24 protein-coding genes are annotated in these 25,249 nt (G+C 72.1%); 12 read left to right on the top strand and 12 right to left on the bottom strand.

Translation table 11 applies throughout. From position 1 onward, the window contains the following. Positions 1-94 precede the first annotated feature (94 nt). Complete coding sequence (locus AC07DI_RS29740; protein ID WP_478907232.1) at positions 95-340, bottom strand: hypothetical protein; 246 nt, start codon at positions 338-340, stop codon at positions 95-97. A gap of 122 nt (positions 341-462) precedes the next feature. Continuing rightward, on the bottom strand, positions 463-1,071 hold the full coding sequence (locus AC07DI_RS29735) for a TetR/AcrR family transcriptional regulator (RefSeq protein WP_478907230.1): 609 nt from the start codon (positions 1,069-1,071) through the stop codon (positions 463-465). A 300-nt stretch (positions 1,072-1,371) separates the two neighbouring features. Between AC07DI_RS29735 and AC07DI_RS29730 the strand changes: the two genes are divergently transcribed. Both AC07DI_RS29730 and AC07DI_RS29725 read left to right on the top strand, forming a co-directional pair. Continuing rightward, positions 1,372-2,583, top strand: coding sequence for a helix-turn-helix domain-containing protein (locus AC07DI_RS29730; protein ID WP_478907228.1), 1,212 nt, complete (start codon positions 1,372-1,374; stop codon positions 2,581-2,583). A 121-nt stretch (positions 2,584-2,704) separates the two neighbouring features. Further along, positions 2,705-3,223 carry a hypothetical protein gene (locus tag AC07DI_RS29725; protein WP_478907226.1) on the top strand — a complete coding sequence of 173 codons (519 nt, stop codon included), beginning with the start codon at positions 2,705-2,707 and terminating at the stop codon, positions 3,221-3,223. Positions 3,224-3,329: 106 nt separating this feature from the next. Here AC07DI_RS29725 and AC07DI_RS29720 read toward each other — a convergent pair whose 3' ends face one another. From AC07DI_RS29720 to ureA, 3 genes are read right to left on the bottom strand one after another with little or no spacing between them, the layout of a single operon-like run. Further along, entirely contained in the window at positions 3,330-4,376 is a 1,047-nt protein-coding gene (locus tag AC07DI_RS29720; protein WP_384249843.1) for an agmatine deiminase family protein, read from the bottom strand. A gap of 11 nt (positions 4,377-4,387) precedes the next feature. Further along, positions 4,388-6,109: an urease subunit alpha gene (locus AC07DI_RS29715; RefSeq protein ID WP_478907224.1), complete on the bottom strand. Its 1,722-nt coding sequence runs from the start codon at positions 6,107-6,109 to the stop codon at positions 4,388-4,390. After that, positions 6,106-6,810, bottom strand: a complete 705-nt coding sequence (gene ureA, locus AC07DI_RS29710; RefSeq protein WP_384249837.1) for an urease subunit gamma — start codon at positions 6,808-6,810, stop codon at positions 6,106-6,108. Before ureA ends, AC07DI_RS29715 begins: the two co-directional genes overlap by 4 nt. A gap of 168 nt (positions 6,811-6,978) precedes the next feature. Between ureA and AC07DI_RS29705 the strand changes: the two genes are divergently transcribed. Further along, complete coding sequence (locus tag AC07DI_RS29705) at positions 6,979-8,406, top strand: cytosine permease (protein WP_478907221.1); 1,428 nt, start codon at positions 6,979-6,981, stop codon at positions 8,404-8,406. A 309-nt stretch (positions 8,407-8,715) separates the two neighbouring features. Here the strand turns inward: AC07DI_RS29705 and AC07DI_RS29700 are convergent, their stop codons facing one another. Then, the gene (locus tag AC07DI_RS29700) at positions 8,716-9,807 is read right to left on the bottom strand and encodes a branched-chain amino acid aminotransferase (protein ID WP_384249832.1); all 1,092 of its coding nucleotides are present in this window, start codon (positions 9,805-9,807) and stop codon (positions 8,716-8,718) included. Between the two features lie 246 nt (positions 9,808-10,053). Beyond that, positions 10,054-11,094 (bottom strand): 3-isopropylmalate dehydrogenase, encoded by a 1,041-nt coding sequence (locus AC07DI_RS29695; protein WP_478907219.1) that lies wholly within the window; start codon positions 11,092-11,094, stop codon positions 10,054-10,056. Positions 11,095-11,223: 129 nt separating this feature from the next. Between AC07DI_RS29695 and AC07DI_RS29690 the strand changes: the two genes are divergently transcribed. Then, positions 11,224-12,813 (top strand): purple acid phosphatase family protein, encoded by a 1,590-nt coding sequence (locus AC07DI_RS29690; RefSeq protein ID WP_478907217.1) that lies wholly within the window; start codon positions 11,224-11,226, stop codon positions 12,811-12,813. A 33-nt stretch (positions 12,814-12,846) separates the two neighbouring features. Here AC07DI_RS29690 and AC07DI_RS29685 read toward each other — a convergent pair whose 3' ends face one another. Then, positions 12,847-12,975 carry a hypothetical protein gene (locus tag AC07DI_RS29685; RefSeq protein WP_384249824.1) on the bottom strand — a complete coding sequence of 43 codons (129 nt, stop codon included), beginning with the start codon at positions 12,973-12,975 and terminating at the stop codon, positions 12,847-12,849. A gap of 276 nt (positions 12,976-13,251) precedes the next feature. Continuing rightward, positions 13,252-13,803 carry a GNAT family N-acetyltransferase gene (locus AC07DI_RS29680; RefSeq protein ID WP_478907214.1) on the bottom strand — a complete coding sequence of 184 codons (552 nt, stop codon included), beginning with the start codon at positions 13,801-13,803 and terminating at the stop codon, positions 13,252-13,254. A 52-nt stretch (positions 13,804-13,855) separates the two neighbouring features. Between AC07DI_RS29680 and AC07DI_RS29675 the strand changes: the two genes are divergently transcribed. The 5 genes from AC07DI_RS29675 (at position 13,856) to bla (ending at position 18,283) form a co-directional block, all read left to right on the top strand. After that, complete coding sequence (locus AC07DI_RS29675; RefSeq protein ID WP_478907212.1) at positions 13,856-14,461, top strand: CDP-alcohol phosphatidyltransferase family protein; 606 nt, start codon at positions 13,856-13,858, stop codon at positions 14,459-14,461. Further along, entirely contained in the window at positions 14,458-15,321 is an 864-nt protein-coding gene (locus AC07DI_RS29670) for a phosphatidate cytidylyltransferase (RefSeq protein WP_478907210.1), read from the top strand. Before AC07DI_RS29675 ends, AC07DI_RS29670 begins: the two co-directional genes overlap by 4 nt. Positions 15,322-15,392: 71 nt before the next feature. After that, positions 15,393-16,550 carry a lysophospholipid acyltransferase family protein gene (locus AC07DI_RS29665; protein ID WP_478907279.1) on the top strand — a complete coding sequence of 386 codons (1,158 nt, stop codon included), beginning with the start codon at positions 15,393-15,395 and terminating at the stop codon, positions 16,548-16,550. A gap of 80 nt (positions 16,551-16,630) precedes the next feature. Further along, positions 16,631-17,338, top strand: a complete 708-nt coding sequence (locus tag AC07DI_RS29660) for a nitroreductase family protein (RefSeq protein ID WP_478907208.1) — start codon at positions 16,631-16,633, stop codon at positions 17,336-17,338. 27 nt (positions 17,339-17,365) lie between these two features. Then, positions 17,366-18,283: a class A beta-lactamase gene (gene bla / locus AC07DI_RS29655; RefSeq protein WP_478907206.1), complete on the top strand. Its 918-nt coding sequence runs from the start codon at positions 17,366-17,368 to the stop codon at positions 18,281-18,283. A gap of 99 nt (positions 18,284-18,382) precedes the next feature. Here the strand turns inward: bla and pruA are convergent, their stop codons facing one another. Together pruA and AC07DI_RS29645 are read right to left on the bottom strand one after the other, a co-directional pair. Beyond that, complete coding sequence (pruA, locus tag AC07DI_RS29650; RefSeq protein WP_384249810.1) at positions 18,383-20,014, bottom strand: L-glutamate gamma-semialdehyde dehydrogenase; 1,632 nt, start codon at positions 20,012-20,014, stop codon at positions 18,383-18,385. A gap of 40 nt (positions 20,015-20,054) precedes the next feature. Further along, positions 20,055-20,981, bottom strand: a complete 927-nt coding sequence (locus tag AC07DI_RS29645; protein ID WP_384249807.1) for a proline dehydrogenase family protein — start codon at positions 20,979-20,981, stop codon at positions 20,055-20,057. A gap of 163 nt (positions 20,982-21,144) precedes the next feature. Between AC07DI_RS29645 and AC07DI_RS29640 the strand changes: the two genes are divergently transcribed. After that, entirely contained in the window at positions 21,145-22,350 is a 1,206-nt protein-coding gene (locus tag AC07DI_RS29640) for a PucR family transcriptional regulator (RefSeq protein WP_384249805.1), read from the top strand. A gap of 96 nt (positions 22,351-22,446) precedes the next feature. Further along, entirely contained in the window at positions 22,447-22,797 is a 351-nt protein-coding gene (locus AC07DI_RS29635) for a hypothetical protein (protein WP_478907203.1), read from the top strand. A gap of 149 nt (positions 22,798-22,946) precedes the next feature. Here the strand turns inward: AC07DI_RS29635 and AC07DI_RS29630 are convergent, their stop codons facing one another. Then, complete coding sequence (locus AC07DI_RS29630) at positions 22,947-23,531, bottom strand: TetR/AcrR family transcriptional regulator (protein ID WP_384249800.1); 585 nt, start codon at positions 23,529-23,531, stop codon at positions 22,947-22,949. A gap of 95 nt (positions 23,532-23,626) precedes the next feature. Here AC07DI_RS29630 and AC07DI_RS29625 point away from each other — a divergent pair, with 95 nt between their 5' ends. Next, positions 23,627-25,189 carry an MFS transporter gene (locus tag AC07DI_RS29625; RefSeq protein ID WP_478907201.1) on the top strand — a complete coding sequence of 521 codons (1,563 nt, stop codon included), beginning with the start codon at positions 23,627-23,629 and terminating at the stop codon, positions 25,187-25,189. Positions 25,190-25,249: the final 60 nt, after the last annotated feature.

Raw genomic sequence — 25,249 nt, 5'->3', positions numbered from 1 at the left:
CACGACAGGCAGCTTGCCACGGTTCGCCCCCGTGCGGAACGGCGTCTCACGATGCGGGCGGCGCGTGCTCGCGCCGCCCGCTCCGGGTCGAACGTCAGCGCAGGCGGCGTACGAAGATGTCGTCGCCGTCGTTGGTGTCGCCGGGCAGCAGCGTGGCGTCGCCGGACGAGAAGGCGATCCGGCGGGCGTCCGCCGAGATGCCGCCCGGCGCGACCGTCGCCGTGGCAGCGCCGCCGGTGGTGTCCGGGGTGACGAGCGTGGTCGTGCCCGTCCTGAGGTCCCGCAGGTAGACGGGCCACTCCTTGCCGTACTGGCTGCCCGCCTCGGTGAGTTCGGACATGAAGGTCAGGCGGCGGCCGTCGGCGCTGATCGCGGGCGCCCGCGCCCAGGCCCTCGCCCGCAATGACGGGCTGCACCGGTGGCGCGGTTCCGCACGCGGAGGTCGAACGGCCTCAGCGGCTCTCAGACCTCCGCGCCGAGCGACCCGTCCAGGAAGTCCCGTACGTGCGTGAGGACTTGGGCGCGGCCCGTGCCCCGCAGGCCGATCGCCACATGGATGGCGAAGCCGTCGAGCAGCGCCCTCAGCCGGGTCCCGAAACGGTCCGGGTCGACCGTCTTGAACTCGCCGCGCGAGACGCCCTCGGCGAGCAGCGCCACCAGGTCGCGGTGCCAGGCGCCCTCGATCGCGGCCTGCCGGTCGCGGGCGTCCTCGTCGGCCCCCAGGGAGCGGTTCCAGACCTCGAGCCAGAGGGTCCAGTGCGGGTCACCGGGGCCGTCGGGGACGTACAGGTCGACGTAGGCGTCCAGGCGGGCGCGGGCCGTGCCGGGGCGGGCGAGGAGGCGGCCGCGCTCGGTGCCGAGGCGGCCCTCGCTCCACTCCAGGGTGCGCAGGAGCAGCTCGTCCTTGGTGCGGAAGTAGTAGAGGAGGTGGCCGGAGCTCATGCCGACCTCGCGGCCGAGCGCGGCCATGGTCAGCTTCTCCAGGCCGCGTTCGGCGATCATCTCCATGGCGGCCGCCAACACGTCCTCACGCGGTGGGGCGTTCTTCCGCGCGCGGGCCTGACCGGCCATGTCCGTACTCCTTGATCACACCTTCGGCTGCCGCCGGGGAGCAGACCCCGGCCCGCGCCCGCCGCACCACCGCGCCCGGCGCCCGGCGCCCCATCTTAGGCACCACGCCCCACCACCCGACGAGCCGGACCCGCCCCGGCTCACGGCGTACGGCCAGGGCTTCTCCGGCGCGGCCTGCGCACCGGTGGGGTGGCCAGGCGGGCCCGGCCCGGCCCGCCGCCGCTACCCGTGGCGCAGGCCCCCTTCGCCTTCGGGTGGAGGGGCCCTTTCGTCATGCTCAAATCGGCGTACCGTGACGGCGTGGCAAACGACGACCTCGGGCGAACTCTCCGACGCCTGCGCCGCCTGGCCTCCCTGACCCAAGAGGAGTTGGCCGAGCGCTCCGACGTGTCCGTGGACGTGATTCGGCAACTGGAGCAGCGCCGCAAACACTCGGCGCGTCTGCCCACACTGCACGCCCTGGCCAACGGTCTCGGCGTGGAGCTGACGACGCTCCTGGGCGATCCGCCGGCTGTCTCGACGGGCGAGAACGACGGGCCCCGTTTCGTGGCAGTGCGCCGGGCCGTCATGCCCGCCCTGGGGGGCGCTGAACCCAAGGCACCAGGGCCCGACTTCTCACTGCCCGACCTGCGGGAGCAGATCGCGGAGGGCTGGACGCAGTATCACGCTGCTGAGTTCGACACTGTGATGAAGACCCTGCCTGACATGATCACGGACGCGCGTACCGCCACAGCGGCGCCGGACCGCGTGGACCAGGGCGCCGGATTCGCGGCGCTGGGCAAGGTCCTGCAGCTGGCGGGACACGTCGCTGTGCGGATGGGGAAAACCGACCTCGCCCTGATCAGTCTGGAGCGAGCCATAGACGCGGCGGGCCGATCGTCCGACCCCCTGCTCCGCGCGATGATCGTCAACTCTGTGGCGTGGACGTACCAGCGGCAGGGCCGCCTCGGCGATGCCCTGGACATTGCCCTGCACGCCGCCGCCGACATCAAGAACGACGGGCGCACCGGTACCGCTGACGGCCTGAAGGTCTGGGGCGCGCTGACGATGTCCGCCGCTACGTCGGCCGCGCGCGGCAACGACTATGAGCGAGCCGCCTCGTTGATGGAGCACGCAGAGATGGAAGCGGCTCGCGTGGCCAAGCTTCCACAGAGCAGCGACAGCCGCATGGTCAGCGTCTTCAGCCCGTCCTCGGTACGCATCGAGCGCGTCCGCCTGGCCGTGCAGTACGGGCACCCCGAGGAGGCCCTGACTCTGGCGAAGGGGATGCGGCTGAGCAAGGACACTCCGCCGTCCTGGCGGACGTGGCTGTTGCTGGACGTGGCCCGCGCTCACACGGACCTCGGAGACGCTCCGGGCGCCGTAAAAGCCCTGGAGTCGCTTCGGCGCGTGGCGCCGACATGGATGCAGCACCACACCCTGGCGGTCGCCATCGTGCGCGACCTGTGGTCACTTCCCAACCATCCCGCCGGACTGCGTTCGTTGGTCGAATTCCTGGGGGTCGACGGGTAGCGTCGCGAAACTGGGACGCCACGCCACTGTCACCCTGTGTAACGCACCGATTCCATGAGTCGCACAGCGTCCCGGCGACCGCCCAACGGCCCCGGGGCATGGCCGACTGGTAGGAGTCGACATGGCCGACAGTATGGGCCGCGCCCTCAGCGCGGGACGTAGCGAATCACCGGCGCTGATGAGTGCCGCGTTCGACTGGCTGGCGCACGCCCAGCGGGAGCCGCATCTGGCGCACCGGGAGTGGATGGAGCGCGGCGCCGCACTGTTGCCGCTCGGCACTCGGTTCAACGCCGTGTGCTTGTCCGCACGGATCGTGCACGCGGGCGTCGACACCGATGACCCGGAGACGGTGGCCGCGGCGCTGGCCCATCTGCTCTGCGGCCCGGTCCTCCACCACCGACCGAAGCAGACGTACTACGCACTGACCGCACCGCATCCGCCCACCCTGTGGGCCCGCGCCGACGTGGCCCCGATGCTCGGCGCCAATCACTTCCTCTCCGTCCCGGCCCCGGACATGGTCGGCCCGTACGGCCTGCACTGGGTCGTACGCCCACGCATCGTCGGCGACCTGTGCCCGGTGCCGTCCGTCGCCGCCCTCGTCCACATCGCGATCGGCGCGGGGGCGGGGGGCCATCGGTGAACGCCCCCATGAAGACCACCGACCTGCGGCAGTACGAGCACGAGATCTACGTGACCCTCCTCATGCACACCGTGGAGTGCGCCACTCCCGTCGGAGACCGGCGCGCTCACCGGCCCGTGACCGCCGGCTGCTGCTGGGTGATGCAGTGGATGCCACCGCCCCCGGCAAAGATCGTACGGGCGTCGACGAGCGTCACCGTACGGTCGGGGAAGAGGCCGCGGAAGATGCCGGCCGCGATCTCGTCGTGGGGGTCGCCGAAGGCGCACAGGACGACGCCGCCGTTGCAGAGGTAGTGGTTGATGTACGAGTAGTCGACCCAGCCCTCGTCGTCCTTCAGGACGGTCGGGGCGGGCACCTCGACGATGCGCAGGGTGCGCCCGCGCGCGTCCGTCTGTCCCTCCAGAGCCGCCACGACCTCCTTGCTGACCTCGAAGTCGGGGTGGGCGGGGTCGCGCTGGGAGTGGACGAGGACCACGCCGGGGGCGGCGAAGGCGGCGACGATGTCGACGTGGCCGAGGGTGCCGTAGCCGTGGCCGGGGTAGTCGGCGGTGAGGCCGCGCGGCAGCCAGATCGCCTTGGTGGTGCCGAGCTGGGCGTGGATCTCCGCCTCGACCCGCTCCTTGGTCCAGCCCGGGTTGCGCTCGGGGCCGAGCTGCACGGTCTCGGTGAGCAGGACGGTGCCCTCGCCGTCGACGTGGATGCCGCCGCCCTCGTTGACCAGGCGCGAGGTGTACGTCGGCGCTCCCGCGAGGTCGGCGACGTACGCGCCGATCTTCGCGTCGTGGTCCCAGCGGGCCCACTCCTGGGCTCCCCAGCCGTTGAACACCCAGTCGACGGCGGCCAGTCGCCCCTTGCCGTCGGTGAGGAAGGTCGGCCCGATGTCCCGCATCCAGGCGTCGTCGAGCTCGCGCTCCACCACCTCGATGTCCGGGCCGAGGAGTTCGGCCGCGTACACGGACTGGGCGGGCCCGCAGACCACGGTGACCGGTTCGAAGCGGCGTACGGCGCGGGCGACGTTCGCCCAGGCGAGGCGGGACTCGTCCAGGCCCGCGGGGTCGTCGAAGGTGGGGTTGGGGCACGGCCACGCCATCCAGGTGCGCTCGTGCGGGGCCCACTCGGCGGGCATGCGGAAGCCGTCGGCGGCAGCGGTCATGACGTACACCTTCAGAGGAAGTAGAGGCGGTTGAGGGAGACGGAGTCGGCGGGCTCGGAGCGGACCGGGTCGCCGTCGAGGGTGACGAGGCCGGTGCGCTGGTTCACGTCGACGGCTCCGGTACGGGAGTTCAGGCGCAGGTCGGCGGGGCCGATGCCGCGGGTGCCCCGGACGGCGACGCGGCGCCTGCGGGTGGGCATGAGGTCGTTGCCCTGGTCGACGGCGGCCTGCGCGACGAAGGCCACGGAGATGTCGGCGGGCACGGCGCCGTGGGCCCCGAACAGCGGGCCGAGCACGAGGGGTTCGCAGGTGTCGGTCGCGGCGTTGGGGTCGCCGGTGACGCCGTACGCGGGGAAGCCGGACTTCAGGACCATCTGCGGCTTGGCGCCGAAGTACTGCGGGCGCCAGAGCACGATGTCGGCCAGCTTGCCGACCTCCAGGGAACCGACCTCGTGGGCGAGGCCGTGCGCGAGGGCGGGGTTGATGGTCAGCTTGGCGATGTAGCGCAGGACGCGCGCGTTGTCGTCGTGCGGGCCGTCGCCCTCCATCGGGCCGAGCTCGGCCTTCATCTTCCCGGCCATCGCGAACGTACGGCGTACGGTCTCGCCCGCACGGCCCATGCCCTGCGCGTCGGACGAGGTGATGCCGATGGCGCCCAGGTCGTGCAGGACGTCCTCGGCACCCATCGTCCCGGCGCGGATGCGGTCGCGGGCCATGGCGGCGTCACCCGGCAGGTCGGTCTTGAGGTCGTGGACGGAGACGATCATGCCGTAGTGCTCGGCGACGGCGTCGCGCCCGAAGGGCAGCGTCGGGTTGGTCGAGGAGCCGATCACGTTCGGCACGCCCGCCATCTTCAGGACGTTCGGCACGTGGCCGCCGCCGCAGCCCTCTATGTGGAAGGCGTGGATGGTGCGCCCGTCGAGGACCTTCAGGGTGTCCTCGACGGAGAGGCACTCATTCAGGCCGTCGCTGTGCAGGGCCACCTGCACGTCGTGCTCCTCGGCGACGCGCAGCGCGGTGTCCAGGGCGCGGGTGTGCGCGCCCATGTCCTCGTGCACCTTGAAGCCGGACGCGCCGCCCTCGGCGAGCGCCTCGATCAGCGGGGCGTCGTCGGAGGACGAACCCCGGCCGAGGAAGCCGATGTTGACGGGCCAGGCGTCGAAGGCGTTGAAGGCGTGGCGCAGCGCCCAGGGCGAGTTGACGCCGACGCCCCATACGGGCCCGAACTCCTGGCCGATGATCGTGGTCACGCCGGAGGCGAGGGAGGCCTCCATGATGCGCGGTGAGAGCAGGTGGACGTGGGTGTCCACCGAGCCCGCGGTGGCGATGAGACCCTCCCCCGACACGATGGACGTGCCGGTGCCGACCACGACGTCGACGCCGTCGAGGGTGTCGGGATTCCCCGCTCGCCCGATGGCGTGAATGCGGCCTTCGCGGATGCCGATGGACACCTTGCGGATGCCCTGCACGGCGTCGATGACGACGACGTTGCTGATGACGACGTCGCAAGTGTCGCGGACTGCGGCGGCCTTCAGATGCAGCCCGTCGCGGGCCGTCTTGCCGAATCCGGCGAGGAATTCGTCGCCGTGCTTCTGGGAGTCGGACTCGACGCGGATCGTCAGGCCCGAGTCGCCGAGCCGGACGTGGTCGCCGGCGCGGGGGCCGTGGGTGGCGGCGTACTCGTACGGGGTGAGGCGGCGCGGTTCGGCGGCGTGACCTCCGGGGCGGCTCATCGCTGGACCTCCTGCTCGGTTGTTTCCGGTACGCCGAGGTAGCCGCAGGCGGCGGCGCGGCGCAGCGCCTCATCGCGGGCACCCGGCGCGTCAAGCGGCCCGTCCACCAGGCCCGCGAATCCGATGGCGATCCGCTCGCCGCCGATGGGCAGCAGCCCGACGTCGAGGCTCTCGCCGGGCCCGAAGCGGACCGAGGAACCGGCCGGGACGGCGAGGCGCAGGCCGTACGCGGCGGCGCGGTCGAAGTCGAGCCGGGGGTTGGCCTCGAAGAAGTGGAAGTGTGACGTCACGGAGACCGGCACGGTGGCGGTGTTGCGCACGGTCAGCGTCACGGTGGGGGCCGGGTCGTCGTGCTGCGCCGCGGGCAGGAGCGCGCCGGGCGCCGCGTCGCCGAGGCCGGGGCCGATCGGATCGGAGACCACCGCGAGGCGGGACCCGTCGTCGAAGACCGCCTCCACGTGCACCTCGGTCACCACGTCCGCGACGCCGGGCAGCACGTCGTCGGGGCCGAGGACCGCGCGGGCCCGCTCGACCGCCTCGGCGAGCCGGGCGCCGTCGCGGGCGGCCTCGCAGACGGTGTCGGCGATCAGCGCGGTGGCCTCGGGGACGTTGAGTCTGAGGCCGCGCGCCCTGCGCGAGCGGGCGAGCTCGGCGGCCCCGAAGAGCAGCAACCGGTCGCGTTCGGTGGGCGTGAGTCGCACGCGCCGTACCTCCCTGTTCCACATCCTGTTTCCGGCTTTAGAGCAACACTCTAACTACGAAATCCGCAAGCGGGAAGCATTGACGGATCAGGCCTTCACACGTCACATTGAGCGCTGCTCAAATGTCGGAGCGACCATCGGGACCAAGCGAGCGTCAGGGGCACCCTCATGCCGATAGAACAGCGCGGAGTCGACACCATCCCGGACGGGGAGCGCACCAGCGGCCCCCGTGATCTCGTGTCGATCCTCATCGGCTCCAACCTCTGCCTGGGAGTGATCGTCTTCGGCTGGCTGCCGGTGTCGTTCGGCCTCGGCTGGTGGGAGTCGGTCGGCGCGGTGGCGGCGGGCACGGTGATCGGCACGGCACTGACCGCGCCGCTCGCCCTGGTCTCGCTGCGCACCGGGACGAACCTCTCCACGTCGTCCGGCGCGCAGTTCGGCGTGCGCGGCCGGCTGGTCGGCTCGGTCGTGGGGCTGCTGCTCTCGCTCGGCTACACCGCGCTGACCATCTGGATCGGCGGCGACGTGATGGTGGGCACGCTGCACCGCCTGCTCGGCCTGCCGACCGACGGCGTCTCGTACTCCGTGGTCTACGCCCTGCTCGCGGCGGCCACCGTCACGGGCGCCGTCCACGGCTACCGCGTGCTGCTCCGTCTCTCCCGCGTCCTCGCCGTCGGCATGACGGCGCTGCTGGTCCTCGGCGTTGTCGCGTACGGCCCCGATTTCACGACCTCCGCGCTGCCCGGGGCGGGCGGCTACGCGCTCGGCTCGTTCTGGCCGACGTGGCTGCTCGCGCTCGTGGCGGCGGGCCTGTCGGGACCGATCGCCTTCATCACCCTGCTCGGCGACTACACCCGCTACGTCTCCCCCGCCCGGCACAGCTCCCGCAAGGTGCTCGGCGCGGCCTGGCTCGGCCTGATCGCGGGGCTCCTGATCCCCCAGCTCTTCGGCACGTTCACCGCGTACGCGGCGCGCGCCGCCCTCGACTACGCGGGCGGGCTCGTCGACGCGTCCCCCACCTGGTACCTGCTCCCGCTGCTGCTCGCCGCCTCCGCCGGTTCGGTCGGCAACGCGGGCCTGATGCTCTACTCCATGGGCCTCGACCTGGACGCGATCCTGCCCCGCGCGTCCCGTGCGCGGGCCACCTGCACGGTCGCCGTCGTCGCCACCGCGTGCGTCTTCGCCGGGCACTTCGCCTGGGAGGCGCAGGACGCGATGACGTCCTTCGTCCTGCTCCTGACGGCCATCGGCACGCCGTGGGCGGTCATCACGCTGATCGGCTTCGCGCGCTGTCGCGGGGAGTACGACGCGGAGGCCCTCCAGGTCTTCAACCGCCGCTCCAGGGGTGGGGCCTACTGGTACCGCTCCGGCTGGAACGTCCGGGCCACCACGGCGTGGGCGCTGGGTGCGGTGGTCGGTCTGCTCGCGGTCTCCCTGCCCTCGTACGAGGGCCCGCTGCTCTCCCTGACGGGCGGGGTCGACTGCAGCTTCCTGCTGTCGGGCGTGGTCGGCGGCCTGACGTACGCGACGCTGACCCGCCGCGCCTCGCCCCTGCCCCCGCTCCCCCTCACGGAGGAGGAGCCCCTGACGAGCTGAACGCCGTCCCCCGCGGGCCCGTCGTGGCTGACGTCGCGCAGTTCCCCGCGCCCCTGAGCGGCTTCGCCGTCAGGGCGCGGGGGGGCGGTGCGTCGACGTTGTGCGGCGATGAGGTACGGCCAGGGGCGCGGGGAACTGCGCGACCAGCCCCCACCGGCCCGCAGACGAAAGGCAGACGCCGGGTCACCACCAGGGGCGCGGGGAACTGCGCGACCAGCCCCCACCGGCCCGCAGACGAAAGCAGGCACCCGGCGCGCAGGTACACGCACAGGCGCGCCCCCGCCCCGCCAGGGGCGCTACCGAGCCCGCTCAGCCGAGGTCGTGCATCCAGCCGTGCTGGTCCTCAACCGTGCCGCGCTGAATGTCCAGCAACGCCTCACGCAGCCTCATCGTGACCTCACCCGGCTCGCCACCACTCTGCCGCCACTCCCCCGCCGCACTCTTGACCGTGCCGACCGGCGTGATGACCGCCGCCGTGCCGCAGGCGAAGACCTCGGTGAGGGTGCCGTTCTCGGAGTCGGTCTTCCACTGGTCGATGGAGACGCGGCCCTCCTCGGAGGCGTAGCCGAGATCGCGGGCGACCGTGAGGAGCGAGTCGCGGGTGATGCCGGCGAGCAGGGACCCCGTCAGGGTGGGCGTGACGATCCGGTCCCCGTACACGAAGTACAGGTTCATGCCGCCGAGCTCCTCGACCCACTTGTGCTCGACCGCGTCGAGGTAGGCCACCTGGTCGCAGCCCCTGGCAGCCGCCTCCGCCTGCGCGAGCAGCGACGCCGCGTAGTTGCCGCCGGTCTTGGCGTCGCCCATGCCGCCGGGCACGGCCCGCACGCGGTCCTCGGAGAGCCAGATCGAGACGGGCTTGACGCCACCGGGGAAGTAGGCGCCGGCGGGCGAGGCGATGACGACGAAGAGGTACTCGTTGGCGGGCTTCACGCCGAGGCCGACCTCGGTGGCGATCATGAACGGGCGCAGGTAGAGGGACTCCTCGCCACCGTGCGCCGGAACCCACGCCTTGTCCTGCTGGACCAGCGCGTCGCACGCCTCGATGAACGTCTCGACCGGCAGCTCCGGCATGGCGAGGCGGCGCGCGGAGGCCTGGAAGCGGCGGGCGTTGGCGTCGGGGCGGAAGGAGGCCACCGAGCCGTCGGGCTGGCGGTAGGCCTTGAGGCCCTCGAAGATCTCCTGGGCGTAGTGCAGGACGTTGGTCGCCGGGTCGAGCGCCAGCGGACCGTAAGGCACCAGCTGTCCGTCGTGCCAGCCGCGGCCCTCCGTCCACTTGATCGTCACCATGTGATCGGTGAAGTGGCGGCCGAACCCGGGGTTCGCCAGGATCGCCTCGCGCTCGGCTGAGGCCAGCGGCGTCGAGGAGGGCTTGAGCTCGATGGTCGGCGTCGTCGTCATGAGTACTTCAGTCCTTCACGTGTGATGGTGACGGACCGCGCTCAATTCGTACGCCCAGTACTGGGACGTCCGAGTTTCCCTGCTGCTTTCACGGCCCCACGTTCGATTATCGCCCGTGGGGTCCCGAGGAAGAAACGGCATGATTGCGGCCCGGGGGTCGATGGTGACACCCGGGAGCCGGATACGAGAAGCCGCCGGGTGCCGATGAGGACCCGGCGGCTGCTGTCTGGTCTGCGCGCTGCCGGGTCAGCCCGCTACTCGTACGGCGAGCGCGTCGCCGATCTGCTCGGTGCTGCGCACGGTGTCGCCGCGCTCCGCGAGGTCGGCGGCGACGGCGTCCTCGATGCGGGCGGCCTCCGCCTCGTACCCGAGGTGGCGCAGCAGGAGCGCGACGGAGAGGACGGTGGCCGTGGGGTCGGCCTTGCCCTGGCCCGCGATGTCCGGCGCGGAGCCGTGCACCGGCTCGAACATGGACGGGTACTCGCGGCTCGGGTTGATGTTTCCGGAGGCCGCGACGCCGATGCCGCCGGAGACGGCCGCGGCGAGGTCGGTGATGATGTCGCCGAAGAGGTTGTCGGTGACGATCACGTCGAAGCGGGCCGGGTCGGTGACGAGGTAGATCGTCGCGGCGTCGACGTGGATGTAGTCGGTGGCGACGTCGGGGAACTCCTCGGCGACCTTGTTGAAGGTGTTCGTCCAGAGGTGTCCGGCGTAGGTCAGCACGTTGTTCTTGTGGACCAGCGTCAGCTTCTTGCGCGGGCGGGCCTGGGCGCGCGCGAAGGCGTCGCGGACCACGCGCTCCACACCGAAGGCGGTGTTGACGGAGACCTCGGTGGCCACCTCGTGCGGGGTGCCCTTGCGGATGGTGCCGCCGTTGCCCGTGTAGGGGCCCTCGGTGCCCTCGCGCACCACGACGAAGTCGATCGCGGGCTGGCCGGCCAGCGGGGTCGCGACGCCCGGAAGCAGCTTGGAGGGCCGCAGGTTCACGTGGTGGTCGAAGAGGAAGCGGAGCTTCAGCAGGAAGCCGCGCTCCAGGACGCCGGAGGGGACCGAGGGGTCGCCGATCGCGCCGAGGAGGATCGCGTCGTGCTGCTCGAGGGCGGCCGCGTCGGTGTCGGTGAGGGTCTCACCAGTGGCGTGGTACCGCTTGGCGCCGAAGTCGAAATCTCTCGTCTCCAGCTTCACGTCCTGCGGAAGCACGGCGTTGAGGACCTTGAGCCCCTGGGCCACGACCTCTGGGCCGATGCCGTCTCCGGGGATGACTGCGAGATTGATGCTGCGAGACATGTCCGCACCCTACTCTCCGTCCCACGGGATGACACCGGATGTCCGGCATACGGACAGTCGCCCCGTCGTCGAATTCTGTTCACCCCGACGACTGGCCCCAGTTGGCCCGCGCTGGGAACTTCTCTAGTCATGGACACCCCGAACGTCGGCATTCCGGAGCGGCTCGCGGCCCGGATGAGCATGCCGGAGCAGCACGCCTACCTGCGCGGCAGGCTCTCCCGCCGCAAGGTGCTCGCCGGTTCGTTCGCGACGGCCGGGGCGGTGGGCGGCGCGGTCCTGCTCGGCGGCGGTTCGCGCGCCACCGGCGGCGGGAGCCCGTCGGCGGCGCGCCCCCTGCCCGCGCCGTCGGCACCGGTGCGGGTCGACGGCAGGCTCGTGGCCCCCTTCGGGCGGCATCTCGCCTTCGGCGCCGACCCGCGGACCCAGATGCGGATCTCCTGGCAGGTGCCGTTCGCGGTCAAGTCCCCCTACGTACGCGTGGGAGCGAAGCCGTGGGAGCTGGGCCAGAAGATCGAGGCGGAGGTGCGCGCCCTGCATACCCCGTCGCTCGCCGAGGAGCTGCCCGCGGTCGAGCAGTACTACCTGCACGCCGCGCTCGACGGCCTCGCGCCCGGCACCACGTACTACTACGGCGTCGGCCACGACGGCTTCGACCCGGCATCGCCCGAGCGGATGGCGACGACCGGCACGTTCAGGACGGCGCCCGCGCGGGCGGAGAAGTTCGTCTTCACGGCCTTCGGCGACCAGGGCGTCAGCCACCACGCGCTCGCCAACGACCACGTGATCCTGGGCCAGAACCCGTCCTTCCACCTGCACGCGGGCGACCTCTGCTACGCGGACACCACCGGCCACGGCAAGGAGTCGGACACCTACGACGCGCGCGTGTGGGACACCTTCCTCGCGCAGACCGAGTCCGTCGCGAAGTCGGTGCCGTGGATGGTGACCACCGGCAACCACGACATGGAGGCGTGGTACTCGCCGAACGGCTACGGCGGCCAGTACGCCCGCTGGTCGCTCCCCGACAACGGCTTCGACCCGGCGGGCGCGCCGGGCGTCTACTCCTTCAGGTACGGCAACGTCGGTGTCGTCGCGCTCGACGCCAACGACGTCTCGTACGAGATGCCCGCCAACAGGGGCTGCACGGACGGCCGGCAGACCGCCTGGCTCGACCGGCGACTGCGCGAGCTGCGCGCGGACGACGCCGTGGACTTCGTGGTGGTCTTCTTCCACCACTGCGCGTACTCGACGTCGACGCACGCCTCCGACGGCGGGGTGCGCGACGCGTGGCTCGAACTGTTCACCAGGCACCAGGTGGACCTGGTCGTCAACGGCCACAACCACGTCTACGAACGCACGGACGCGATCAGGGACGGCCGGGTCGGCAGGCCCGTGCCGGTCGGCGCGTCGACCGATCCGACGCGCGACGGCATCGTGTACGTCACCGCGGGCGGCGCGGGCAAGGACCTGTACGGCTTCGGCCCGGGCGTGCGGGACAGCCACGAGGGCAACGTCCACGATCACGAGAGCATCGCGACCTTCCACTGGACGAAGTCCCGCGAGCCCCACCCCGAGACCGTGGAGTGGTCACGGGTGCGCTACACCGGCTACTCGTTCCTCGCGGTGGAGGTGACGGCCGGCGCGCACCCGAAGCTCTCGGTCTCCGCGCTCGCCGAGAGCGGCGAGCGCGTCGACCACTTCGAGGTGGTGCGGGGTTCGTAGGGGACGGCTGGGCCGGTCGGGGGAAGCGCGGGCTCAGTGGCCCGTCGCACCGCCGTTGTCCCTGCGGTCGAGTGCTCGCTGGAGGGCTGCGGCGGCGTTCTTGCGCTCGGAGTCGGTCGTACGGGAGGTGTGACGGACTCGGCGTGCGGTCGTCTCGGCCATGGGAGATCCACTCCTTGCGGGAAGCGTGTATTCGAGACTCCCCCACAAACCTGAAGTGTGGGGGCACCCCCAACGGGCGGGGAGCGGTGGAGCGGCAGGGGTTGCCTGCGTGCGGCTCCGGCTCACGACCGCCATTCGCTTGATCGAGCGAGACGTTCGGCTCCTACCAAGCTAAGGGAGATCGGAGCGTCTGTCTCCACAATTACTCGGACTTCCTACTATCTGAGACGGCTCCCGCCTGACCTGCACGGATGTCCGGCCCGGCAGACGCCCGGCTCAGTAGACGTCCCCGTCCCGCCAGTCGATGAGCAGCTCGTACGCCGGGTCGAGATCCGCGCCCCACAGCAGCGGGGGCTCCTCGTCCGGCAGGTGGACCGGGCCCTGCGGACCGAGCGCGCCGACCGCGCCCTTCCACTCCTGCCAGCCGCGCCCGAGGTACAGCCGCGCCCCGTCGTCGGACGCGGAGAGCGCCCCCAGCTCGTACGCCCCGTCGATGACCCGCTCCAGGGCGTCCATGACCTGCCCGCCGAGGCCCTGGCGCTGCCGGTCGGGGCGGACGGCGACCGCTTCGACGTAACCGATGCGCAGGGAACGGCCGTTGTGCAGGATTCGCCGCTGCACCACCGAACCGTGCGCGACCAGCTGCCCCTCCTCGTCGTGGACGAGGGCATGGACCCCGCCGAGGCCGTGCTCCCAGTCGTGGTCGCTGAAGTCGCCGTCGAAGGCCTCGTCCAACAGGGCGCGCGCGGCGCGCAGTTCGGTCGCGGTCAGGTCACTGGTGTGAGCGGTACGCAGGGTGTTCACGGGCCTACCGTACTCAGGCCGCATCTGAGTACGCACCCCGATTTGCCCGCGCCGAAACGGCGGCAGAGTCGGTGCCATGAACGGCCTCTACGCTCTCAAGCCCTGGTACGCGGACAAGCTGTCCGGCGTGCGTACCGCGCTCGCCCGTCGCGAGGTGTCGCCCGACACCCTCACGCTGGCGGGCGTCGTCTGCGCGGCGGGCGCCGCCGTCGCACTCGCCGGGCTCCCCTTCGGCGCCTCGGCGCCGGTGGTCGCTGTGCTGCTCGCCGCGCGCCTGGCCTTCGCCAACCTCGACGGCGCGCTGGCCCGCGACACCGGCCGCACGACGCGCAGGGGCGCGCTCCTCAACGAACTCGGCGACCGCGCCGCCGACTTGGCCGCCCTCGCCGGTTTCCTGGCACTGGCCCCGCTGTGGCTGGTGGCGACGGCGGGACTGGCGGCGACGCTGCCGTCCTGGGTGTCTCTCGCGGGCGCGGCGGCGGGCGCCGGACGCCTGAACGGCGGCCCGGTCGGCAAGACGGAACGCTGCGCGCTGGTCGTGGTGGCGGCGGCCTCCGGCTGGGTGACCCCGGTCCTCGCGGTGATCGCGGCGGGCTCCGCACTGACGGCGGGCCTGCGCCTTGCCCGGCTGTGGCGGGAACTGGGCCAGGACGCCCCGGCGGAGTCGGGCGGTGCGCGATGAGTGCGGGACTTCTCGCGGGTGAGGCCGTGGGGCGGGCGGTGCCCGTGGCCGCCGGGGTGCTGGGGGCGGGCGGCGTCGCCGTCGCGGCGCTGCCCTCGCGGGTGCGGATGCGGGGCGAGCTGCGCAAGCGGTGGCGGACCTGGGCGCTGGCCGCGCCGCTCTTCCTCGGCGCGTTCCTCGTGGGGCGCGCCGGGGCGTTCGCGCTGGCGGCCGGGCTCGGTGTGATCGCGGTCGGCGAGTACGCGCGGATGGCGGCGCTGCCCCGGGGCGAGCACGCCATCCTCGGCGGCGCGGCGGTGGCCGTGCCCGGCCTCGCGTGGGCCGCGCCCGAAGCACTCGGCCTGCGCGCGGCGGGCGTGGCCCTGATCGCCGCCGCGGCGGTGGCGCTCTTCTCCGCGGACACCGCGCAAGGCTTCACGCGCGCGTGCCGCACGGTTTTCGGACTCCTGTGGATCCCGGTCTCCCTGAGCGGCCTCGTCCTGCTCGGCGACACGGCGGTGGCGGTGGGCGTCGCGGTGGCGTTCGGGGACGTGGGGGCATGGTGCGGCGGCACGGCGCTCGGGCGCGGCGGGCCGCTCGCCCGCCCGCTCTCCCCGCTGTCGCCCCACAAGACCTGGGCGGGCGTCGTGGGAGCGGCTGGGGCGACGGCCGCGGCGCTGGCCGCGGTCGGCGCGTTCTCCCCCGCCCTGTGGGCCGCGGTGCTCGTCGGCTGCGTCCTCGGTGACCTCCTTGAGTCGATGGTCAAGCGGGAGGCGGGCGTGAAGGACGCGGGGAGCTGGCTGCCGGGGTTCGGCGGGCTGCTCGACCGGATCGACTCGCTGCTCGTGGCGCTGTCGCTGACGATGGCGGTGACCCTGTGAGGGCAACTCGGAGCCGTCCGGCGGTCGATGGCGGAGCCGGTGACCGGCCGAGCCGCGCGTCCGGCCCACGGATCTCGCCCGCCGCGTACCTCCGCCGCGCCCTGTGGTGGACCCTGCTCACCCTCACCGGAGGAGTGGAACGGCGCGGTCAGCTCCCGCCCGGCGGCTGCGTGGTCGTCGCCAACCACTCCTCCCACGCGGACACCGCGGCCCTGCTCGCCGCCCTCGACGCCCGCCACGCCCCCGCGATCGGCGCGGCAGCCGACTACTGGTTCGCCTCGCCGTGGCGGCGCCGGATCTGCAGCCGCCTGGCCGCCGGCTTCCCGGTGCGCCGCACCGGCGGCGGCATGGACGACCTGCTGTCCCGGTCGGCCGGACTGCGCGCGGGACGCGCCGTCGCCCTCTTCCCCGAGGGCACCCGCGCGCGGGACGGCGAGCTGGGCTCCTTCCACCGCGGGGCGCTGGTCCTCGCGGAGCACGCGGGCGTCCCCGTCGTCCCGGTCGCCATCGCGGGCACGGACCGCCTGCTGCCCAAGCACGGCAGGCTCCGCCCCGCCCTGGTGCGGATCACCATCGGTGCGCCGCTGCCCGCGACCACCGGCCCGGAGGAGGCCCGCGACGCGGTGGCGGCGCTGCACCGGCGTACGACGTCCGAGCCGCTCGCCGACTCCCGCGCGCGCAAGCGCGTCGCCGCGGTCGCCGCGTCCCGCACGGGCCTCGCGCTCGGCTTCGCGTGGGCGTGCGCGGAGGCGCTGAGCTGGCCGCTGATGCCGGAGCTGTTCCTCGCGATCGCGTGCGCGGCGGTACCGCGCCGGGCCCTGAAGCTGTCCCTCGCGGCCCTCGCGGGGAGCCTCGCGGGCGGCCTCCTCGCGCTCCAACTCGCCGCGGGCGGCGTGCAGTTGCCGCAGCCTCTGACGACCGACCGGATGCGGGCCGAGGTACGCCACGAGCTCTCCGCCGAGTCCGCGGCGGCCGTCCGCCACCAGCCCTGGAACGGCATCCCCTTCAAGGTGTACGCACGTGAGGCGGGCCGCGCGGGCACCGCGCCGTCCGCCTGGCTGGCCCGCTCGGCTCTCTCGCGCGGCTCCCGCACCCTCTCGGTGGGCCTGGCGTTCGGCGCCCTCGGGTTCCTGGCCCACCGGCTGCGGCGGCTCTACGGGCTCTATCTGGCACTGCTCGGCGGCGGGTTCGCGGTCGGGCTCTCGCTCATCGTGGCGGGGTGGAGCTGACCGTACCGTTCCGGCCCCACGAGGGCCGGAATTGGTCTGCACCATGGCGCCGGACCCGCCTCACGCCGCAGAATCTGACCATGTCTGAGACCGAGCAGCAGCGAGAGTGGACCCCCATCCACGGCGAGCCCTACCGCTCCGTTCCCTACCGCCCCGCACGGATGCCCGAGGCCGAATCCCTCGCGCACGCGGCCGAGTTGAGGGACCGGATGCGGGAGCGGCGGACCGTGCGCCAGTTCGCCCCCGACCCCGTGCCCACGCAGGTCGTGCGCGACGCCATCGCCTGCGCGGCGACAGCCCCGTCCGGCGCGCACCAGCAGCCGTGGACATTCGTCCTCGTCCAGGACCCGGAGATCCGCCGCCGCATCCGCGAGGCCGCCGAGCACGAGGAGCAGATCTCCTACGACGGCCGCCTCGGCGAGGAGTGGCTCGCGGCCCTGCGCCCGCTCGGCACGGACGAGGTGAAGCCGCACCTGACGGACGCGCCCGCGCTGATCGTCGTCTTCCAGCAGCGGTACTGGCTGGGCGAGGACGGCACCAAGCACAAGCACTACTACGTCGACGAATCGGTCGGCATCGCGGTGGGGATGCTGCTCTCCGCCCTGCACCTGTCCGGTCTGGCCGCGCTGATCCACACGCCGAGCCCCATGCGCTTCCTCCAGCAGGTGCTCGGCCGCCCCGAGAACGAGAAGGCGTTCGCGGTGATCCCCGTCGGCTATCCGGCGCCGGAGTGCCGGGTCCCCGACCTCGTACGCAAATCCCTGGACCAGGTTCTCGTAGAGGTCTGAACGGCGCGCCCCGGTACCGTCGGGATCATGAATTCGACCCCCTCCCGCAGAACGCTCCTCGGCGCCGCGGCCGCCGCCCCCGTGCTCCTCTCCGTCCCGGGCACCGCGAAGGCGGCGGCCCCGGCGGGCGGCGCCGGGGCGGCGACCGGTGGCGATGTCCGGCGCAGGCTGCGCGAGATCGAAGAGAGCTATCCGGGCCGCATCGGCGTCCACGCGCTGCACACCGGCACCGGCGCCACCGTCGGCTACCGCGCGCACGAAAGGTTCGCCCTCGCCTCGACGTTCAAGGTCCTGGCCGGCGCGGCCGTCCTGCGCAGGGCGCGGGAGCAGGAGCCCGGACTGCTCGACATACTGATCCGGTACGGGCGCGACGACCTCGTCACGTACTCGCCGCGTACCGAGCTGCATCTCGAAACCGGCATGACCGTACGGGAGTTGTGCGACGCGGCCATCACGTACAGCGACAACAGCGCCGCCAACCTGCTGCTGCGGCGCCTCGGCGGCCCGTCCGGCATCACCGGGTTCGCGCGCTCCCTCGGCGACACCCGCACCCGCCTCGACCGGTGGGAGCCCGACCTCAACAGCAACATCCCCGGCGACCGGCGCGACACGACGACGCCCGCCGCCATGACGGCGAATCTGCACAGGCTCGTCGTCGGCGACGCCCTCCACCCGCTCGACCGCGGCCAGCTGACCCGGTGGCTCGTGGAGAACACCACCGGCGACAAGCGGATCCGGGCCGGGCTGCCCACGGGCTGGCGGGTCGGCGACAAGACCGGCTCCCCGGCCTACGGCGGGGTCAACGACGTGGCCGTCGCCTGGCCGCCGCGGAAGGCGCCCCTGGTGATCTCCGTCTACACGACCCGCCTCGACGCGGACACCCCCGGCGAGGACCACATCGCCGAGGACATCACCCGCGTCGTCGTCGACGCGCTCGGCGGCTGACCCCAGACTCGCGGGCGGATACGACGCCGCCTCCGACCGGGGTGGGGCCCAGGTCGGAGGCGGGGTTCGGGGGCGGGCCGCAGGGGCCCGCGGCGGGCGTCAGCCCATGTGCGGGTAGCCGTACTCGGTCGGCGGGACCAGCGTCTCCTTGATGGCGCGGGTCAGCGTCCAGCGCTGCAGGTTCTGCGGGGCGCCCGCCTTGTCGTTGGTGCCGGAGCCGCGGCCGCCACCGAAGGGCTGCTGGCCGACGACGGCGCCGGTCGACTTGTCGTTGATGTAGAAGTTGCCCGCGGCGTAGCGGAGCTTCTCCATCGTGTACGCGGCGGCGGCGCGGTCGTTCGCGATGACCGAGCCGGTCAGCGCGTAGTCGGAGACGGACTCCATCTGGGCCAGCATCTCGTCGTACTTGGCGTCGTCGTAGACGTACACGGCGAGGAACGGGCCGAAGTACTCGGTCGTGAAGACCTCGTTGGCCGGGTCGGTGCACTCGACGACGGTCGGGCGCACGAAGTAGCCGACCGAGTCGTCGTAGGTGCCGCCCGCGACGATCGTGCAGGTGTCGTCCGCCTTGGCGCGGTCGATGGCCGCCTTGTTCTTGGCGAACGCGCGCTCGTCGATGACCGCGCCGATGAAGTTCGACAGGTCGGTGACGTCACCCATCTTGATGCCGTCGACCTCGGCCGCGAACTCCTCCTTGAACCCGTCGTTCCAGATGGAGGCCGGGATGTAGGCACGCGAGGTCGCCGAGCACTTCTGGCCCTGGAACTCGAAGGAGCCGCGGGTCAGCGCGGTCTTGAGGATCGCGCGGTCGGCGCTCGGGTGCGCGACGACGAAGTCCTTGCCGCCCGTCTCGCCGACGAGGCGCGGGTAGGTGCGGTACTTCTTGATGTTCTCGCCGACCGTCTTCCACAGGTGCTGGAAGGTCGGGGTCGAGCCGGTGAAGTGGATGCCGGCCAGGTCGCGGTGGTTCAGGGCGACCTCGGAGACGGCGATGCCGTCACCGGTGACGAGGTTGATGACGCCCTTGGGCAGCCCGGCCTCCTCCAGGAGCTGCATGAGCAGCACGGCGGCGTGGGTCTGCGTGGGGCTCGGCTTCCAGACCACCACGTTGCCCATCAGGGCGGGGGCGGTGGGGAGGTTGCCCGCGATGGCCGTGAAGTTGAACGGCGTGATCGCGTAGACGAAGCCCTCGAGCGGGCGGTGGTCGAGGCGGTTCCAGACACCCGTGGCGTTGGCCGGGGGCTGCTCGGCGAGCAGGTCACGGGCGTACTTCACGTTGAAGCGCCAGAAGTCGACGAGCTCGCACGGGGTGTCGATCTCGGCCTGCTGGGCGGTCTTCGACTGGCCGAGCATCGTGGAGGCGGCCAGCGTCTCGCGCCACGTCGTGGAGAGCAGCTCGGCGGCGCGCAGAATGATCGCGGCGCGGTCGTCGAAGGACATCGCGCGCCACGCCGGGGCGGCGGCGAGGGCCGCGTCGATCGCGTCCTGGGCGTCCTGCTGCGTGGCGCCGCGGCCGTTGCCGATGACGACCTTGTGGTTGTGCGGCTGCACGACCTGGAAGGGCTCGCCGCCCCCGAGGCGCTTGACGCCACCGATGGTCATCGGCAGCTCGATCGGGTTCTCGGACAGCTCCTTGAGCTTGGCCTCGAGACGGGCGCGCTCCGGGGAGCCGGGCGCGTAGCCGTGCACCGGCTCGTTGACCGGCGCGGGGACCTGGGTCACAGCGTCCATGAGTTCCGTATCTCCTTAAGGGGGGTCGGGGGAAGGGAGCTCAGCCCTTGGTGAGGATGGAGCGGCCGAAGAAGAGGAGGTTCGCCGGCTTCTCCGCGAGACGGCGCATGAAGTAGCCGTACCAGTCGGTGCCGTAGGCGGTGTACACGCGCATCCGGTGGCCCTCCGCCGCGAGGCGCAGGTGCTCGTCGCTGCGGATGCCGTACAGCATCTGGAATTCGTACTCGTCCAGTTTGCGCCCCGCGCGCCGCGCGAGCTCCTGTGCGATGGAGATCAGGCGCGGGTCGTGGGACCCGATCATCGGGTACCCCTCGCCCTCCATCAGGATCCGCAGGATCCGGACGTACGCCTTGTCGATCTCGGCCTTGTCCTGGTACGCGACCTCGGCAGGCTCCTTGTAGGCACCCTTCACGATACGCACCCGGCTGCCGTTTTCGGCGAGCCTGCGGGCGTCGGCCTCGGTGCGGAAGAGGTAGGCCTGGATGACGCAGCCGGTCTGCGGGAAGTCCTTCCGCAGCTCGTCGTGGATGGCGAACATCGAGTCGAGGGTGGTGTGGTCCTCGGCGTCCAGGGTGACCGTGGTGCCGATGGCCGCGGCGGCCTCGACGACGGGCCGCACGTTGGCGAGGGCGAGCTCGTGGCCGCCCTCAAGCGCCTGGCCGAACATCGACAGCTTCACCGACATCTCGGCCCTCGTGCCGAGCCCGAGGTCCTTCAGGCGCTCGATGAGCTCCAGGTAGGCGTCGCGGGCGGCGTGGGACTGCTCGACGGTGGTGATGTCCTCGCCCACCACGTCGAGGGTGACCTCAAGGCCCTTGTCGGCGGCGTCGACGACGACCGGGACGACCTGGTCGACGCCCTCACCGGCGATGAACCGGGCGACGACCTGCTTGGTGCCGGGGGCCGCCGAGACAAAACGGCGCATCTTGTCGCTGCGTGACGCGGCGAGGATCACGGGACCCAGCACGGGGCACCTCCACGGGTGTACGAAATCGATGGCTGTACCGACATGGCCCCACACGTAGGGGAATGCGGCGGTACGGCACGGAGAACCACCGTGAAATCTAAGGATCCACCGGAACGCGGGCCATCGACAGCTGTCACGCATCCGTGCCCTGGATCTCAGACAGATGTCTGAAGAACTGCGCGGGGTGCGTGAGAATGGGGTGGTGAAGGGTGATTACCAAGAACTGGTCGACGAGATCTCGGCGCTGCTCGGCGCCCCGGCGACCCTGGAGAACCGCGATTTCGAGCTGATCGCCTTCGGTGCGCACGACGGCGGCGGCGACGGCGAGAGCGGCTTCGACGCGAGCGTCCTCGACCCGGTCAGGACCCGCTCGATCCTGACCCGCCGGTCCACGGCCGAGGTCCGCTCCTGGTTCGAGAGCTTCGGCATCACCCGCGCCACGGCCCCCGTCCGCATCCCGCCGACCCCGGAGGCGGGCGTCCACCGGGGGCGCGTCTGTCTTCCCGTACGCCATCGCGGCTTCGCCCTCGGATACGTATGGCTCCTCGACGGCGAGCCGGGGCCGAGCGAGCAGCAGCTGACCGCCGCCATGGAGGTGGCCACCCGGATCGGCGCGCTGCTCGCCGACGAGGCGCAGGCGGGCGCCGACCTGACCAGGGAGTTCCGCGCGGTCCTGACGGCGGAGCGCGGCTGGCAGCGCGACATGGCGGTCGCCGCCCTGCGCACGGCGCTCGGCGCCCGCGGCGACGGACTGCACGCGGTGGTCTGCGTGGCCCCGTGGCGCTCGGCCGACCCGGACGACGCCCCGGCGGCCCGTACGGTGCCGGGCGCGGCGGCGGTGTGCACGGTGCCGTGGGGCACCACCGCGCAGTCCCTGGCCGCCCTGGTGCGGCTGCGCTCGGCCGACGCGCTGTCCCCCGCGCACACGGCGGCGTCCCGCCTCCTGGACGCGGTGCCGGGCGCCGCGGCAGGCATCGCGGGGGCCAGGCACGGCCTGGAGGAACTGGGTGCCGCCTGGTGGGAGGCGTCGGGGGCGGCGCGGGCTGCGCTGGCCGAGCGGCGCTTCGCCCCGGTGGCCCAGTGGTCGGACGTGGGCCCCTACCGCCTGCTGACCGCACTGCCCCCGGAGGCCGCGCACGACCCGGTGGGCAAGGAACTCCTCGGGCCCGCGCACCGCGAACTCGCCCGCACCGCCGAGGTGTTCCTCGACTGCGCGGGCCAGGCGGGCCGCGCCGCCGCGGACCTGGGCATCCACCGCCAGACCCTCTACTACCGGCTCTCCCGCGTGGAGCAGCTCACCGGCCTCGATCTGGACGACGGCGAGGACCGGCTGCTGCTGCACATGGTCCTGAAGTCGTCACGACTGTAAGAGCCGCGCAACGGACCGCCATGTCCATGATCGGGAGGCGATACGGTTCTCCGCGTCCGAAGATCCATCCCTTACACACGGGAGAACCCACACCTCATGAAGTTCAGGCTGTTGGCCCCCGCGGTCGCCTTCTCCGCCCTCGCCCTCGTCGGCACCGCCGTCGCCACGAGCGGCACCGCCGTCGCCGCGTCGAAGCCCGACTGCTCCCGCGGCATCGTCAACGTCCCCGCCAAGGAGGCGGTCAAGGTGCGCACCCACGCCAAGGTGAACGCCACCGCCGTCAGCCAGTGGAACAAGGGCAAGAAGGGCTACCTCTGCAGCGACGGCCACTTCTTCACGGGCCAGAAGTACAAGCTGTGCGGCAAGACCAGCACCAAGTGGCTGTACGGCAGCGAGTTCAACAAGAAGCGGGGCTGGATCCCCGCCGCCTGCATCAAGTGGTCTTAACCCCCACTGCCCTGAGAGCCTGTGTCATAGTCCTTGTAGCGGAGCTACTAGGGCTTTTCGGCAACGCGACGAGCGTGCGTGCCAGGCGGCGACCACCCGGCCGGGGATATGACACAGGCTCTGAGGCCGGTCCGCACCGCGGGCCGGCCTCAGCCGGTCCTGGCCGCCCGGTCCATCACCCGCCGCAGGCCCTCGGTGAGCTGCTCGGCGGTCGTCGCGGATTCCGGGTCGAAGAGCCACTGCACCATCAGGCCGTTGAGGAGCGTGGTGTAGAACCGGCCCTCGCTCTCCACGACGTCGTCCGGGAGCTCGCTTTCCTCGATGCCGGTGAACAGCGCCGCGAGCCCGCTGCGCCCCTCCTTCTGCGCCTCGATCAGCAACTCGCGGATTCCCGCGAGACGTTCGCCCTGCGTGACGACCTCCAGGGTCATCATCCAGATGGGCCGCGACTCGGGCACCGAGCGGATGATGTTCTCCCACACCTTCCGGAAGCGCTCAAGCCCGCCCGGCTCGCCGCCCTCCTCGGCCCGTGAGCCCTCGAACCCGTCACCCATCGGCTCGACGAGCGCGATGAACGCCTCCACCAGCAGCGCGTCCTTCGACCCGTAGTGGTAGCCGATGGAGCCGAGGTTCGTCCCGGACTCCTTCACGATGTCGCGGGCCGTCGTGCGCATGAACCCCTTCTCCAGCAGGCAGCGCTTCGCCCCTTCGAGCAGATCTTCACGGTGTCCCATGCGGGCACCCTACGCCGGGCCATACGGCCGTCCTACACGCATGATCTATACAGACGTACTAGACAAGCGTCTAAGACGCCCGTACTGTCCTCGCCATGCAGACGAACCCGCGCGCCACCCGCAAGGAATGGACGGCCCTGGCCGTCCTGATGCTCCCGCTGCTCCTGGTCTCGATGGACGTCTCCGTCCTGTACTTCGCGGTCCCGGAGATCAGCGCCGACCTGCGCCCCAGCGGCACACAACAGCTGTGGATCTTCGACATCTACGCCTTCGTGCTCGCCGGCCTGCTGATGACGATGGGCTCCCTCGGGGACCGCGTCGGCCGCCGCAGGCTCCTCATGTTCGGCGCCACGGCCTTCGGCGCGGCCTCGCTCACCGCCGCGTACGCGGACAGCGCCGAGACACTGATCGCGGCCCGCGCGGTCCTCGGCATCGGCGGCGCGACCCTGATGCCGTCCACACTGGCCCTCGTACGCACCATGTTCCGCGACGCCGGCCAGCGCGCGAAGGCGATCGGCATGTGGCAGGGCGTGATGGTCGCAGGCATCGCGCTCGGCTCCGTGCTGAGCGGCGTACTCGTCGAACACTTCTGGTGGGGCTCGGTCTTCCTGGTCAACCTGCCCGCGATGGTGCTGCTCCTGGTCCTCGCGCCGGTCCTCATCCCGGAATCCAAGGACCCGAGCCCCGGCCGGTTCGACCTGCTGAGCGTGCCGCTCTCCATGGCCGCCGTACTGCCGCTCGTCTGGGGCCTCAAGGAGCTGCCGATCAAGGGCATCGAGGTCCCCTACGTCGCGTCGGTCGCCGTCGGCCTCGGCTTCGCCGCCCTCTTCGTCCGCCGCCAGCGCACCGCCGCCTCGCCGATGGTCCCGCCGGACCTCTTCCGCGGCCGCGGCCGGGCCTTCGGCGCCGCCGTCTCGCTGAACCTCATCTCCTCGCTCGCGATGATGGGTTCGGCCTACTTCACCACCCAGTACCTGCAGTCCGTGCTCGGCAACAGCGCCCTGGAAGCGGCGCTGTGGGCGCTGCTGCCCTCGGTCCTCATCGGCTTCGCCGCGCCCGTCGCCACGGCACTCGTCCAGCGCGGCATGAACCGCGCCCATGTCGTCGCCACCGGCTTCGCCCTCTCCGCCTGCGGCTACGGCCTGCTCGCCGTCACCGGCACCGACTCCCTCTGGCTCGTCCTCGCCGGAGCGGGCGTCCTTGCCTGCGGCGCCGTCATCGTCGGCTCGCAACTCACCGACCTGGCGCTCGGCGCGGCCCCGCCGGAGAAGGCGGGCACCGCGTCCTCTCTCCTGGAGACCGGCCAGGAGTTCGGCGGAGCCATGGGCATGGCACTCCTCGGCTCCATCGGCAACGCGGTGTACCGCGCCCGGATCCCCGACTCCGCCCCGGCCGAGGCCCACGAGACGCTCGGCGGCGCGGTGGCGGCGGCGCGGCATCTGCCGGCCGATGCGGCGGACGCCCTGCTGACCGTCTCCCGCACCGCGTTCACCGACGGGATGCACGCCGCGGCGCTGACGGGGGCGGTACTTCTGCTGGCAGCGGCTCTGCTGGCCTCGACGGCACTGCGCGGCGTAACGGTCCGTGAAGCCCAAACGCCGGACGAACCGGAAGTACCCGAGCATGAGCGCGGGATTTCCAGCCCGTCCGGCGTGTGAGGACGAACTCAGCGAAGCCGGTGATCTACGGCGACCGAAGGCGCGGCGTACTGGGCGTAC

Source organism: Streptomyces sp. NPDC044106, assembly GCF_056433985.1.
Note: the sequence above shows the minus strand (reverse complement) of the source record. Positions and strands in the feature narration are given on the sequence as shown.